The following is a 13,857-nucleotide window of genomic DNA, read 5'->3' as shown; positions in this document are numbered from 1 at the left end:
CTAACCAGCATCCCAAAGTCAGGTACTCAGGAAAAGCAGGTTGCTAAAAATCCTCCGGGGAAAAAGAGACAATATCATTTATTACATTTGTACCAGTCAGCAACATCAAGAGTCTGTCAAATCCAAAAGCTATACCTGCAGCAGAACCAATTGAATCAATTTCAGCTAAAAAGCGGATTGGCATCTTCTGCTTGCGGCCGTGGGTCGTTCTGATGATGGAAAGTTCTTCAATAAAACGTGCTTCCTGCTCAGCTGATTCTGTTAATTCTGAAAAACCATTCGCAAGTTCAATGCCGTTAAAATATAGCTCAAAACGCTCTGCAACTAATAGGTCCGATTGCTTCAAGATGGCAAGTGAGGCCATTTCTCTTGGATATTCAATAAGAAATGTTGGCCTCTGAATTCCAAGTTGCGGCTCAACATATTCAACCAACAGCTCGTCAAAATCATTTTCTTTGAGTGCTTGATCAAGAGGTACTGGAGAATATTTTTTGAAAGCATCACTCACCGTGATTTTTTCAGGGGTATTTGTAAGCTGTTCAAGCAGAAGTGATTTTCTGATTTTTATCAGATTATTTCCGGAATTCTTAATAAACGCATCAACAACAAATTTCAGAAGACACTCGCAATCCTCCATCAATTGGTGATAGTCACTCCCCCGACGATACCACTCCAGCATTGTGAATTCTTCTAAATGCCGATTACCTACTTCGTTTTTTCGAAAACAATGACAAATCTGAAAGATTTTATCGCAACCTGCAGCCAGTAACCTTTTCATGCACAGTTCCGGAGACGTTTGCAGATATTGTCCATCCGCAATTATCGGCTCGATATTGCATTCAGGAAGAATCACCGGTTGACGGATTGGAGTATCAACTTCCAGAAAACCCTGCTCAGAAAAAAACGCTCTAAGAAATGAAAAAAGGGTTGCACGAGTGTGCAACCCTTGAACATCCAACATAATATCTTACTCTTTCACCCGAGTTACATATTCTCCAGTGCGGGTATCTATCTGGATTTTATCTCCCTCCTCAACAAAAGGAGGTACCTGAAGCTGATATCCTGTTTCAACAGTTACGGGCTTGGTATCTGTACCTGAGGTGTCACCTTTAACCCAAGGGTCTGCTTTTGTAACAGTCAGGTTAACAAAAATCGGCAAACTCACATCAATGGGTTTATCATTAAAAAATAAAACTTCCAAATCCATATTGTCCATCAGGAAACTTACATTATCACCAAGCTGATCCACTGTCAGGAAAAGCTGTTCATAATTTTCAGTATCCATGAAGTGGTATTCACCATCCTGATGATACAAAAATTGCATTTTCCGCTCTTCGAGGAACGCTTTTTCAAATTTGTCACCAGAGCGATAGGTCTTGGTCAACTGGTTTCCGTTGATCATATTCCGCATTTTGCAGCGGTATAGTGCCTGCCCCTTACCTGGTTTTGAAAATTCAAAGTTGGTAATTAGATATGGGTTGCCGTCAATTTGTATCTTAAGTCCTTTACGTAAGTCCGAAGCACTCAGCATAATATTTCTCCATCAATTTCGGCCAAGCCGAACTCTTGGTGATAATTTGATTAGTTCAAATTTTTTATCTGGAGTGCATTATATACAATTTTTTTTGCACCCAAAAGCATAGCATAAAGACACAGTATACCTGCCTTCTGGCTATCTTGGCAACTCTTAAAATTTAGCCCAAACTGTCCTGACTTTACATGGCTCGATGGTAGACGTTTTTTTCGGGCAAGGTCACCCTTTTCTTTAATGTACGTTCTTTTGTGATGGTTACAATCAGAAGCCTGGTATACAATCCCAAGATAACGCTGGACTCAAGGAGACATGTAATGACTAAAATAGGAATACTCTCAGACACTCATATCGAATGCAACAGCTTAACGTTCACAAAAGCAGTAAAGTCGTGCTTTAACGATTGCACAATTATCGTACATGCAGGCGACCTGACCGACACATCAATTTTAGAGGCTTTCGAGGGTAAAGAAATGTACGCAGTTCATGGCAACATGTGTAATCCCCATACACATAAAGTACTACCTGCACACAGAACCTTCACTATTGACGGTTATTCATTTGCCCTTTGTCATGGAGCAGGACCGCGTCATAATATTGAGGATAGGATGTACGATCTCTTCCCGCTGGCAGACTGTATCATTTACGGCCACACACACATTCCGGTTTGCCATAAACTTGGCCCGACCTTACTGATCAATCCAGGCAGTTTTCAATCTACCGGTCGCTATGGCGCTCCCGCTACCTTCTGCATACTCACTATTGCTGATAACGGCCTTCACGCCAAAATACATGAAGTCCCATTGCAATAACATCAGTCCGTATTCAAGAGATTTCACCTAAGAAGAATGCGCCAAGAGCTCAGTTATTAGTCATCACATCAACATGTTAACAATGATCAATGTCGCACATTCCTACTCATTATTTACATTCATATAGATTCTTCAAGTTCATGTTACTAAGCCAACAGAACACTTTATACGCCACTTTCATTTGAGATTAAATCCCCTTCAATGTACACTTGGCCGCAATCAGTAGATCATTATCAGGTATTAACCTTCACCTTTACTCTTTACATATAGCAATGACTGCCAATCTCAAGCTTACCCCCATGCTCCAGCAGTACCTGGAAATTAAAGAACAACATAAAGATACGATTCTTTTTTATAGAATGGGGGATTTTTACGAAATGTTTTTTGAGGACGCTGAGATTGCCTCAAAGATTCTTGGAATTACCCTCACTGCCCGTAATAATAAAAGTGACGCCCCCAAAGTCCCGATGTGCGGTATTCCTTACCATGCAGCGCAAACCTATCTCACAAAACTTGTTAAGGCCGGGAAACGTGTAGCAATCTGTGAACAGGTTGAAAATCCTTCCGAGGCTAAAGGAATAGTTAAACGAGAAGTAATTCGAATAATATCTCCCGGTGTTATTACCGATGATGTTTTGCTCGACGATAAGTCAAATAATTATGTCTGTGCTATCGTTGGTAAGGAGTTTTCCGGAGAAACTCTTTACGGAGTCAGTTTTCTAGATGCCAGTACAGGTGAGTTTCTTGTAGGTGAATTTGCAGATAAGACATCCACCGGAGAACCTGTAATCGATCAGATTACCAGGCTCACACCATCAGAAATAATAGTGAACGAAAACGATCTCACTCAATTTGCTGACCTGCTTGAAAGTGCGCAATTACTGTTACCAGGTGTTTGTTTAACTCTCCGTCCCCAAGCATTGTATCACCCGGAGTCACTACATGAGCAGCTGCATGATCATTTTAGTGTCGCTACACTTGATGGGTTTGGCTGCAGTGGGTTTACTCAGGGGATTTTAGCAGCAGGTTCCCTGCTCGAATACATAATCGAAACCCAAAAGTCTGCTGTAGATCATATCGTACAACTCACACCGATCGATATACAGGCAATTTTACAGATTGACGACTCCTCGCGGCGCAATCTCGAACTCACCCAGACGTTGATTGGTGGCAAACGCGAAGGATCACTCCTTTCGGTTCTCGACCAGACTTGTACCCCGATGGGTGCCCGCATGTTGAAACAGAGCCTTCTCTTTCCTCTTCAGGATAAAGACAGGATAAACAATCGACTTAGTGCTGTGAGCTATTTATTCCAGCACACTGCCATTCGCCAGGATCTCCGTACTCTTCTTGATTCTGTGTATGATATCGAACGACTCACAAGCAGAATGACTCTTGGTACAGGCAATGGTCGCGACATGCTTGCCTTAAAACAATCACTCGGGCAGCTCCCTGCTATTTGTACATTACTTGAATCGTGCGAGGTAAAAAAACTCCACCACGTAGCCCATAACCTTGATCCTCAGGGCAGCTTATACGAACTTCTCGAATCATCGATTAATCCGGAGTCACCTATTACCTTGCGTGATGGTAACCTTATCAGGGAAGGGTATAACGAGGAACTTGATGAGCTTATTGGTATTCAACGAGATGGGAAAAAAACAATACTTGAATTAGAAAAGAGCGAACGTGAAGCTACCGGTATTGCAAAGCTTAAAGTCGGGTTCAACAAGGTATTCGGGTACTATTTTGAATTAAGCAAAATCCACTCGGAGAACGTTCCTGATCATTATATACGAAAACAAACACTTGTTAATGCAGAGCGATTCATCACACCTGAACTCAAAGAGTTTGAGAGTAAAGTTCTTGGAGCGCAGGATAGAAGACTCGAGCTTGAATACGAGTTGTTTGTCAATATCCGTAATACGTTGGCATCCCATAGTTCGCAGCTCTTAAAAACAGCTCATCAACTTGCACAAATAGATCTGCTTAGCTCACTGGCAGAAGTAGCCCAGCGTTACAATTACACTCGTCCAGTAATCTCTGATGACAATGAAATTATTATTCGCGAAGGACGTCACCCTGTAATTGAGAGATCTCTACCCTCTGGTAAATTCGTACCCAACGACACGCACCTTGATCACGACTCCCAGCAACTCCAGATTATCACCGGTCCGAATATGGCAGGTAAGTCAACTGTTCTTCGTCAGACAGCTCTCATTGTTCTGATTGCTCAGATGGGTGGGTTCGTACCAGCTGCTGAAGCAAAAATCGGGATCGTAGACAAAATATTCACACGAGTCGGAGCAATGGATGACCTTCGTCGAGGCCAATCCACCTTTATGGTAGAGATGAGTGAAACGGCAAATATTCTGAACAATGCCACTCCAAGAAGTCTGGTTATCCTCGACGAAATCGGACGCGGCACATCAACATATGATGGTCTTTCGATTGCCTGGGCTGTTGCTGAAGATCTTGTGCAAAAAAACGGTATTGGCGTTAAAACAATGTTCGCTACGCATTATCACGAACTCACAGACCTCGCCGCCACCATGCCTAGAGTTAAAAATTTCTCTATAGCTGTCAGAGAGTGGAATGATTCTATTATTTTTCTTCACAAACTCGTTGCTGGAGGCACAAGCCGCAGCTATGGTATTCAGGTTGCTGCCCTTGCCGGCGTTCCTGAGCATGTTGTTAAACGTGCCGAAGAAATTCTTAAGAACATTGAACAAGGGGAATTCGACCAATCCGGCAAACCAGTAATTGCAAAATCCTCTCCCGGAAAGAACAAGAAAAACCGAGCACACCCAGACCAACTCTCACTCTTTCAACCACCGATTGATCCACTCAGAGACCTTTTACGTAACATTGATGCTGATGATCTCACTCCACGTAAAGCTTTGGAAGCAATATACGCCTTAAAGGATTTAAACAATTAACACGGTCTATTACTGATATATTCTCATTTTTCTTTGCCAAATCTTTTGCTTTTCCAGCATTCTGCATAGAATGAAAGCAGGACTTAGGCTAAAGGTAAAAGGACTCAGTCCGTTGTATTGTTTTTCACGGATCACGCACAATCTGCAGGGCTGTCGATTATTTCTTAAGTAGTCGTCAGCCCTTTTACTTTGCCATACATTCCGCTTTTTTGTATATTCAATACTACTTATACAATACTGAGAGACCTTTCATTTTTACGCTCTCCCCCAACCTTCAGCGATTCTAATTGAGCTGAGAAACCTGATAAATATCTCACATACTTCTTGATGATTAAAAAGCCTTCACAGTCAACAATATTCATCCTCACTACCTTTGTTTTTCTTGTTGCATTTCAATGCTTTCAAATAAACATCGCGTTGGCTATTGGTGAAGATATGCCATCTCTTGATAAGCGCTACGATCAGGCAAAATTCTACCTCAACGAATTGATTACCAATGAACAGTTAGCCCAAAAAGAGATTAACTGGGAAAAGGGCGCACAGAACTTTAGAAGAATTTACCTGGCAAGTCCTAAGTCTCCGCAAGCTGCCGCTTGCCTGTATATGCTCGGACGCCTCAATAACCAAATGTTTCATCGATTCAAGCAGGATTCAGCATTAGATGAGTCTATTGGCTATTACAAAGATGCTGCCCGACTATTCCCCGATCATAAGCTGGCTGACGATGCCTATTATGCTATAGGCTTGATTTATCTTACTGACAGACCAAATCCACAGTTAGCTGCAAATAACTTCATTAAAGTCATACAGGACTACCCATCCGGCGATATGCATGCACAGGCTGCAGACCAAATGAAGCAATTATCAACAGATCACGACATTGCACTGCCAAAAGAAATGGTTGGGAGTTCAAATCTCAGTAAACTTAACTATGTACTCCCCGTAAAGTATTGGTCATCATCTGATTATTCCCGTGTGGTTATCATGGCTTCAGGTCCCGTAAACTATAAGGAAAAACTTCTCAAGGTAACTGAAAATACTCCTCGCAGGTTATATGTCGATTTTCATGAGAGCTATATAGAGCCACAATACAGGGCTCCGGTACCCATAGAAGATGGTCTGCTTAAACGCATCAGGACAGGACAATTCAGTAAAGACACGGTCAGGGTTGTGCTTGATATTGAAAGTATTGATAGCTATAAAATTTATAGCCTTCCGGATCCATTTCGTGTGGTAATTGATGTTCGTGGAAAATCAACAGATCAGCAAGCACAAATCAAAAAGCTGCCCCCTTCGAACACTCCTATTAAGATAATCCAGGATACTCGTTCAGAAGGTACTGTCGTTTTGCATGAGCAAAAGAAGTTCCGGGTTCGATCAAATGACGGAATTATTAGAAAGACACAATCAAAAACTCTAATTTCCAATGACCCAGTATTATCACTCGCCCAGCAACTCGGCCTTGGCGTAAAAAAAATAGTACTGGATCCAGGCCATGGCGGTAAAGATCCTGGTGCAATGGCAAATGGTCTAAAAGAGAAAGATATTGTTCTTGGGCTCGCCAAAAAACTCAAGCCTGTGCTGGAGAATCAACTTGGATGTGAAGTCTTGCTGACCCGGGATAATGACAGCTTCATAACACTTGAAGAACGTACCGCCATTGCAAATACCGAAGGAGCAGACCTGTTTATATCGCTTCATATAAATGCACACCCATCTCCTACTGTCAGAGGGGTTGAGACCTACTTCCTGAATCTAAGTACAAATGCTGAAGCAATGCGTGTTGCCGCCAGAGAAAATGCAACATCTACACATCAAATGAGTGACCTCCAGGATATTCTTTCTGATATCATGAAAAATTCGAAAATCAATGAGTCATCGCGCCTGGCAAATCAAGTGCATAACTCTATAATTTCAGGACTATCAGACAATTCATTTGGTGATATACGAAACCTTGGCGTAAAACAAGCTCCATTCTACGTCCTGATAGGTGCTGAAATGCCAGCCATTCTTCTAGAAATAGCATTCATCAGCAACGAAAATGATGCTAAGAATCTTGAATCCCAGCATTTTATCAATGAGCTTGCCCAAAAAATTTCAATTGGAATCAGGAAATACATTAACACAAATACTACAAGCGTTAGCATGCAGACATATTGACGTTCCTCCCTTATTTTTCGCCTCTTTTCTCCCAACGCTACAGTTACAATCTCCGCTATTCATCGATATTTGACAGTCATGCAAGACACTCATTACGTGTTGTGATGTCGTAGCTGTCGACAAAATAACGTAAGTATTCTTCTGGTCCACAAATTGTTATTCCAGTTTCAGTAAAACACATGTGTTTTTCAATGAAAAATAGTCAAAAAAAAAGAGGCTACCCTTATAAGGGTAGCCTCTTAATACTAAGACATAATCAGCTAGTAAATATTACAATTTAGCGGTCTTAAGTCTTGCCAACGCACGCTGTAATGCTGCTTCAGCTCGCGTCAGGTTTAAGTTATCGTCGTGAGCTGACGCCTGAGCAAGGCGTTTTTCTGCCCTCTCTTTCGCCTTCATAGCTCTATCGACATCAATGTCTCCACCAAATTCGGCACTTTCAACAAGAAAAGTAATCTTATTGTTCGATACTTCACAAAAACCACCGCTAATCATCAGCGCACTTCGGCTTTTATCTTTCTCGTAGGTCAACGTGCCGATTTTAATTGTAGACAAAAACGGAGCATGATTTGCCAGTACACCAAAGTCGCCACCATAACCAGGCGCGTTAACGATTTCAACATCATCGTTAACAACTGCTCCTGTAGGTGTAACAACTTCTAGTCTAATCAGTTCTGCCATCGGATTGACCTCTCTATTAGATGATTGGAAATTTATTTAGATGCGGCTTGTTTAGCTACAGCCTCATCGATTGATCCAACCATATAGAAGGAGTTCTCGTTCAGTTCGTCATGCTTACCTTCAAGGATCTCTTTGAAACCCTGAACGGTGTCTGCAACTTTAACGAATTTTCCTGGCATACCTGTAAATACCTCAGCAACGGTGAACGGCTGAGACAAGTATCGCTGTACCTTACGGGCACGAGTAACAAGAATCTGATCTTCTTCAGAAAGTTCGTCCATACCAAGAATTGCAATAATATCCTGAAGATCTTTGTACTTCTGAAGTGTTACCTGAACACCACGTGCAACCTGATAGTGCTCTTCACCGATAACATTTGGATCAAGAATTCGAGATGTTGAATCGAGTGGATCAACAGCAGGATAGATACCAAGCTCTGAAATCTGACGGGAAAGTACAACAGTACCGTCAAGGTGAGCGAAGGTAGTAGCCGGTGCAGGATCAGTCAAGTCATCCGCAGGTACGTAAACGCACTGTACAGCAGTAATTGAACCTTTGGTGGTTGATGTAATACGTTCCTGAAGCGCACCAAGATCAGTTGCAAGTGTTGGCTGATAACCAACAGCAGACGGAATACGTCCAAGAAGCGCGGATACCTCAGAACCAGCCTGGGTAAAACGGAAAATGTTATCAACGAAGAAGAGAACGTCCTGGCCTTCAACATCACGGAAGTACTCAGCTGCAGTCAAACCGGTAAGAGCAACACGTGCACGTGCTCCCGGAGGCTCAGTCATCTGACCATAAACGAGTGCAGCCTTTGGAAGTACGCCAGAATCTTTCATCTCATGGTAGAGATCATTACCCTCACGAGTACGCTCACCAACACCACAGAAAACAGAAATACCACCATGATGCATAGCGATGTTGTTTACCATCTCCATCATGATAACGGTCTTACCACAACCGGCACCACCGAAGAGTCCCATCTTTCCACCAAGTGGGAATGGAACAAGAAGATCGATAACTTTAATACCGGTCTCAAGAACACGAACCTCAGTATCCTGCTCGGTAAACAATGGCGCATCACGGTGAATAGGCATAGTTGCTTTCGCGCTGATTTCGCCCATTCCATCAACAGGACGACCGACAACGTTCATAATACGACCAAGGGATGCCTCACCAACAGGAATTGTAATAGGCTTACCGGTGTCTCTACATTCCATACCACGAACAAGACCATCAGTCTGATCCATAGCGATGCAACGACATACGTTGTCACCGAGATGCTGTGCAACTTCAACGACGAGGTTATCTTCCTCGTCGGAGATGCCTGGATTGGTAACCAGGAGCGCATTCATGATCTCTGGAAGATTCCCAGCCTCAAATTCGACATCACATACAGGACCAATTACCTGTGTTATTTTTCCAACTCTCTGCTCACTCATAGGGCTTTACCCCTCCTAAAAGTATAAATTATCTGTATAGTCAAAAAATTATTTCAGGGCTTCTGCGCCGCCCACGATATCCATAAGTTCGTTCGTAACCGCAGCCTGACGTGCCTTATTGTAGACTACTGTCAGGTTTTCAACGATATCCTTACATGCATTGGTTGCATTATCCATCGCGGTCATTCGGGCAGCATGCTCACCAGCACCTACCTCAAGCATTGCAGCATACACAACAACATTAAGATAGAGCGGCTGCAGTACATCCATGATTTCTTCTTCTGAAGGTTCATAAATGTAGTCGCCGGAGCTGCTACTTGATGCCTCAACCTCTTCAGTGTTCTCAATAGGCTGAACAGGCAACATAGGTGCGACGGTGGCTATCTGGGATGCTACTGATCTAAATTTGCTGAAAACCACTTCAACTTTATCAGATCCGCCTTTCAAGAAATTGTCTGCTATATCAGTTGCAATTTCTCTAGCATTAAACATCTGAAAACTCGACATAATATCGCTATAGAATTTGCGAACCTTGCCTGTTTTCTTAAGAATTTGATAACCTTTTTTTCCTACACAGACGAGGCTTACTGTTTTTCCTTCTGCTTCGTATGCTGCCATCATCTTTTCGACCCGCTTGATGATGTTTGCATTAAAGGAACCACACAATCCTCGATCAGAAGTGACAACCACAAGTTCTACAGTTTTTACCTCACGGTTCTCCATGAGTGGAAACTGATCAGGGTTTGCACCTCCTGACAAATTGGACATAGCCTCATTGAACTTGGACGTATATGGACGAAACGCTTCCATTTTATCCTGGGCACCACGCAATCTTGCGGCGGCAACCATGTTCATGGCTTTGGTGATCTGGGATGTCTTTTTGACACCCGTGATCTTTGTTTTAACTTCTTTTAAACTCGGCATATTCGGTACCTATCTGTATTAGTTAAGACCTTTTGTTGCCTTGAAAGTATCACCAAAGCTGGTCAGCACTTTATTGAGTTTTTCCTTAATCGGATCAGTGAATGCCTGCTCTTCTGTAAGATCAGAGAAAATTGAAGGCTCATTAGACTCAATATAGTTAAACAGTTCCTGCTCATACTCAGCAAGACTGTCAACTGGAAGTGTATCAAGATAGCCATTAGAACCAGCGTAAATGATAGTAACCTGCTTCTCCATTGAAAGTGGCTGATACTGAGGCTGCTTCAAGATCTCAACAAGACGCTCGCCACGAGTAAGTTTTGCCTGAGTTGCTGCATCAAGATCAGAACCGAATGCAGCAAAAGCTGCAAGTTCACGATACTGAGCAAGATCAAGACGAAGGGTACCAGCAACCTGCTTCATAGCTTTACACTGTGCAGAACCACCAACACGGGATACAGAAAGACCTACGTTAATTGCAGGACGTACACCGGAGAAGAAAAGGTTTGGCTCAAGGTAAACCTGACCATCAGTAATAGAAATAACGTTGGTTGGAATAAATGCAGAAACGTCACCAGCCTGTGTTTCAATGATCGGAAGAGCGGTCAGAGAACCAGCACCAAGCTCATCATTAACTTTGGAAGCACGCTCAAGAAGACGAGAATGGTTGAAGAAAATATCTCCAGGATATGCTTCACGTCCTGGTGGACGTCTGAGGAGCAGTGAAAGCTCACGATATGCAACAGCCTGCTTAGAAAGATCATCATAGATAATCAGAGCATGTTTTCCGTTGTCACGGAAATACTCACCCATGGAACAACCAGCGAAAGGTGCGATGTACTGCATTGGAGCAGGATCAGATGCACACGCTGCAACAACTGTTGTGTACTCCATTGCGCCATGCTTCCTAAGAGCTTCAACAACCAGGGCAACAGTAGATTTTTTCTGACCAACAGCAACGTAGATACAATGTACGTCAGTATTTTTCTGAGCGATGATAGCATCAACACAAAGAGAGGTCTTACCGATCTGACGATCGCCAATTACGAGCTCACGCTGACCACGACCAACAGGAGTCATAGCATCAACAGCTTTAGCACCTGTGTAACATGGTTCATGAACACCTTTACGAGCGATAACACCAGGAGCCAGAACCTCAATTTTAGAACTCAGAGCAGCATTGATTGGTCCCTGTCCGTCAATCGGTGCACCAATAGCATCAACAACACGACCTTCCATCTCTGGACCAACAGGAACTTCAGCGATCTTTCCTGTACGCTTTACGATGTCGCCTTCTTTAATTCCTGAAACGTTACCAAGTACAGCACAACCAACGTTATCTTCTTCAAGGTTCAGTGCAAGGCCCATAATACCGCCAGGAAACTCAAGAAGCTCCATAGCCATACAATTCTGAACACCATAAACACGAGCAATACCATCACCAACAGAGATAACGGTTCCGGTCTCGTTCAGGTCAATACTTGTTTCGTACTCACCAATCTGGTCTTTGATAATCTGACTGATTTCTTCGGCTTTAATCTGCATCTATTCTCTCCCCTTAATGGAATCTTTTAAACCTGCAAGCTGTGCTTTAATACTCCCATCCAGTACCAGATCGCCTACCTTTGCGATCACCCCGCCGATAATGGACGGATCCACACTGGTTGTAAGTTCCACTTTCTTGCCTGTTAACTTTTCAAGTGTTGCCTGAATCTTGGCTTGTAATTCATCACTAAGTTCAACTGCTGAAATAACACTGCCATGACTGATGTTTTTCTCATCATCAACCATGATCTTATATTCTTCCGCAATCTCCGGAAGTATCTCAGCTCGCGACTTCTGAACCAGCAGATTCAGAAAATTTCCCATGACTTTGTCAACTTCAAGTGAGCCGACCATTCCAGCCATGACCTTTTCCCGTATATCCATCGGGTAGAGTGGGTTGGTCAACGCATCAGCTACTTCAGGAGTAGATGAATAAAGTTCTGCTACTCCCTGAAGGGTGTCGTTGTATTCTTCAAAGGTGTCACGCTCTTTACCAACCGCAAATAGTGCCTTGGCGTATCTTCTTGCAAGGATAGTCTGTTTCACTGTACGGCCCCCACTTTAGCTAAATAATCTTCAACAATCTTCACTTGATCAGCATCAGTGAGATTCTTCACGATCAGTTCTTCAGCCATCACAGCGGCTTGGTCTGCAACATCATTCTTCAGGTAACGTTTAGCTTCCATGATCTCTTTATGGATTGTTCTTTCAGCCTGACGCTTGATGTCTTCTGCAGCCTGTTCAGCTTTTTCAATAATTTTCGCTTTTTCAACCTGAGCCTGAGCGATAGCCTTATCCACAACTTTGTCGATGTCTTTTTCAACTGTTGCGAGCTTAGCCTCAAACTCCTGATATGATTTTTCAGCTGCTGCTTTTCTGGCCTCTAAATCTTCTATCTCGTCTTTAATCTGTTTTTGACGACCAGCAAGACCGGAACCGATAGGCTTAGCACAAAAGTAGACCAACCCAATTACGAGAACCGCAAAGTTCAGGACTCTCCAGAATAGATCCATCAACTTTGCAGAAGACAAACTTCCGCCCACTTCGCCATGAGCAGCCGCTGCCTCACCGTGCGAATCAGCAGCTACAACGTGTGTCGCAGCCTGATCTTCACCATGGGTAGCCTGTGTAGAAGAAGCCCATACAGTTGCCGAAGACAAGGTAAACCAAAGTGTAACCATTACCAGGATAGTCAGCCTGGTTGCTTGCTTCACTCCTATCATCGTTAGAGACTCCTTCCCAAAATTTTACCGGCCATTTCAGATGCAAAACCATCAAGATTGGCCTGAAGACCTTTCTTGGCTTCATCAATCTGAGACTTAATCTCAACAAGTTGCTTAGCCTTGCTGGACTCTGCCTCAGATTTGATTTCAGCTAGTTTTGCATCGCCTGCAGCCTGCGCTTCAGCGCGAGCCGAGTCAAGTGCCGCCTTTGCCCTACCAGACGCCTTGGCCATTTTTGCATCGACCTCTTCCTGTCGGGTCCTGGCTTTTGTCTCAGATTCTGAGATATCCACCTGCATCCCCTGCAGCTTTTCAGATCTCTCCTTAAGGATCTTCTTTACAGGCTTGTAAAGAACACCATTGAGGAGAAACATGAGTACAAACATGTTGATGATCTGAATCACCAAAGTAATGTCCATCGTAATCATGTCACTAAGCTCCCGATTAACTTGGATAAGAAAAATAAAAAAACTAACATTCAATTAATTGAATGATGACCGCGACCAAGGCGAACTGTACATCAATAATAGAGAATCGTTCCAATTTTACACTGAACGACCATTCACAATAGCAAAAAATTCTTACTGTATATATGGGTCT

At 43.0% G+C, this 13,857-nt stretch carries 12 protein-coding genes; 3 read left to right on the top strand and 9 right to left on the bottom strand.

Annotated elements, in window-relative coordinates; genetic code table 11:
- Positions 1–43 precede the first annotated feature (43 nt).
- Entirely contained in the window at positions 44–961 is a 918-nt protein-coding gene (gene epmA, locus FCL46_RS00520; protein ID WP_136807983.1) for an EF-P lysine aminoacylase EpmA, read from the bottom strand.
- 6 nt (positions 962–967) lie between these two features.
- Positions 968–1,531, bottom strand: coding sequence for an elongation factor P (gene efp / locus FCL46_RS00515; RefSeq protein WP_136807984.1), 564 nt, complete (start codon positions 1,529–1,531; stop codon positions 968–970).
- Positions 1,532–1,848: 317 nt separating this feature from the next.
- On the opposite strand from efp, the gene FCL46_RS00510 reads away from it, so the two are divergent.
- The 3 genes from FCL46_RS00510 to FCL46_RS00500 all read left to right on the top strand — a co-directional run bounded on the left by FCL46_RS00510 (position 1,849) and on the right by FCL46_RS00500 (position 7,442).
- Complete coding sequence (locus FCL46_RS00510; protein WP_136807985.1) at positions 1,849–2,343, top strand: metallophosphoesterase family protein; 495 nt, start codon at positions 1,849–1,851, stop codon at positions 2,341–2,343.
- 272 nt (positions 2,344–2,615) lie between these two features.
- Positions 2,616–5,282 (top strand): DNA mismatch repair protein MutS, encoded by a 2,667-nt coding sequence (gene mutS, locus FCL46_RS00505; RefSeq protein ID WP_136807986.1) that lies wholly within the window; start codon positions 2,616–2,618, stop codon positions 5,280–5,282.
- Positions 5,283–5,717: 435 nt separating this feature from the next.
- Complete coding sequence (locus tag FCL46_RS00500) at positions 5,718–7,442, top strand: N-acetylmuramoyl-L-alanine amidase (protein WP_167505898.1); 1,725 nt, start codon at positions 5,718–5,720, stop codon at positions 7,440–7,442.
- 270 nt (positions 7,443–7,712) lie between these two features.
- On the opposite strand, the gene FCL46_RS00495 is transcribed toward FCL46_RS00500, so the two are convergent.
- The 7 genes from FCL46_RS00495 to FCL46_RS00465 are packed head-to-tail and all read right to left on the bottom strand — an operon-like array spanning position 7,713 to position 13,685.
- Positions 7,713–8,123 (bottom strand): F0F1 ATP synthase subunit epsilon, encoded by a 411-nt coding sequence (locus FCL46_RS00495; RefSeq protein ID WP_136807988.1) that lies wholly within the window; start codon positions 8,121–8,123, stop codon positions 7,713–7,715.
- Positions 8,124–8,155: 32 nt separating this feature from the next.
- Entirely contained in the window at positions 8,156–9,568 is a 1,413-nt protein-coding gene (atpD, locus tag FCL46_RS00490) for a F0F1 ATP synthase subunit beta (RefSeq protein WP_136807989.1), read from the bottom strand.
- Between the two features lie 48 nt (positions 9,569–9,616).
- Complete coding sequence (gene atpG / locus FCL46_RS00485) at positions 9,617–10,492, bottom strand: ATP synthase F1 subunit gamma (protein WP_136807990.1); 876 nt, start codon at positions 10,490–10,492, stop codon at positions 9,617–9,619.
- An 18-nt stretch (positions 10,493–10,510) separates the two neighbouring features.
- Positions 10,511–12,034, bottom strand: coding sequence for a F0F1 ATP synthase subunit alpha (atpA, locus tag FCL46_RS00480; RefSeq protein WP_136807991.1), 1,524 nt, complete (start codon positions 12,032–12,034; stop codon positions 10,511–10,513).
- Positions 12,035–12,580: an ATP synthase F1 subunit delta gene (gene atpH, locus FCL46_RS00475; protein ID WP_136807992.1), complete on the bottom strand. Its 546-nt coding sequence runs from the start codon at positions 12,578–12,580 to the stop codon at positions 12,035–12,037.
- The gene (locus tag FCL46_RS00470; protein ID WP_136807993.1) at positions 12,577–13,257 is read right to left on the bottom strand and encodes a F0F1 ATP synthase subunit B family protein; all 681 of its coding nucleotides are present in this window, start codon (positions 13,255–13,257) and stop codon (positions 12,577–12,579) included. The genes atpH and FCL46_RS00470 overlap by 4 nt, the downstream gene beginning before the upstream one ends.
- A gap of 2 nt (positions 13,258–13,259) precedes the next feature.
- The gene (locus tag FCL46_RS00465) at positions 13,260–13,685 is read right to left on the bottom strand and encodes an ATP synthase F0 subunit B (RefSeq protein WP_136807994.1); all 426 of its coding nucleotides are present in this window, start codon (positions 13,683–13,685) and stop codon (positions 13,260–13,262) included.
- Positions 13,686–13,857 lie beyond the last annotated feature (172 nt).

The organism is Desulfosediminicola flagellatus (genome assembly GCF_005116655.2).
Taxonomy (GTDB): domain Bacteria; phylum Desulfobacterota; class Desulfobulbia; order Desulfobulbales; family Desulfocapsaceae; genus Desulfopila; species Desulfopila flagellata.
Note: the sequence above shows the minus strand (reverse complement) of the source record. Positions and strands in the feature narration are given on the sequence as shown.

Excerpts from the sequence above, each read along its gene's own strand:
- FCL46_RS00510 (WP_136807985.1), top strand. The coding sequence starts at position 1,849 with ATGACTAAAATAGGAATACTCTCAGACACTCATATCGAATGCAACAGC.
- atpA (WP_136807991.1), bottom strand. The coding sequence starts at position 12,034 with ATGCAGATTAAAGCCGAAGAAATCAGTCAGATTATCAAAGACCAGATT.
- FCL46_RS00465 (WP_136807994.1), bottom strand. The coding sequence starts at position 13,685 with ATGATTACGATGGACATTACTTTGGTGATTCAGATCATCAACATGTTT.
- atpG (WP_136807990.1), bottom strand. The coding sequence starts at position 10,492 with ATGCCGAGTTTAAAAGAAGTTAAAACAAAGATCACGGGTGTCAAAAAG.
- mutS (WP_136807986.1), top strand. The coding sequence starts at position 2,616 with ATGACTGCCAATCTCAAGCTTACCCCCATGCTCCAGCAGTACCTGGAA.
- atpD (WP_136807989.1), bottom strand. The coding sequence starts at position 9,568 with ATGAGTGAGCAGAGAGTTGGAAAAATAACACAGGTAATTGGTCCTGTA.
- epmA (WP_136807983.1), bottom strand. The coding sequence starts at position 961 with ATGTTGGATGTTCAAGGGTTGCACACTCGTGCAACCCTTTTTTCATTT.
- FCL46_RS00470 (WP_136807993.1), bottom strand. The coding sequence starts at position 13,257 with ATGATAGGAGTGAAGCAAGCAACCAGGCTGACTATCCTGGTAATGGTT.
- FCL46_RS00500 (WP_167505898.1), top strand. The coding sequence starts at position 5,718 with ATGCCATCTCTTGATAAGCGCTACGATCAGGCAAAATTCTACCTCAAC.
- efp (WP_136807984.1), bottom strand. The coding sequence starts at position 1,531 with ATGCTGAGTGCTTCGGACTTACGTAAAGGACTTAAGATACAAATTGAC.
- FCL46_RS00495 (WP_136807988.1), bottom strand. The coding sequence starts at position 8,123 with ATGGCAGAACTGATTAGACTAGAAGTTGTTACACCTACAGGAGCAGTT.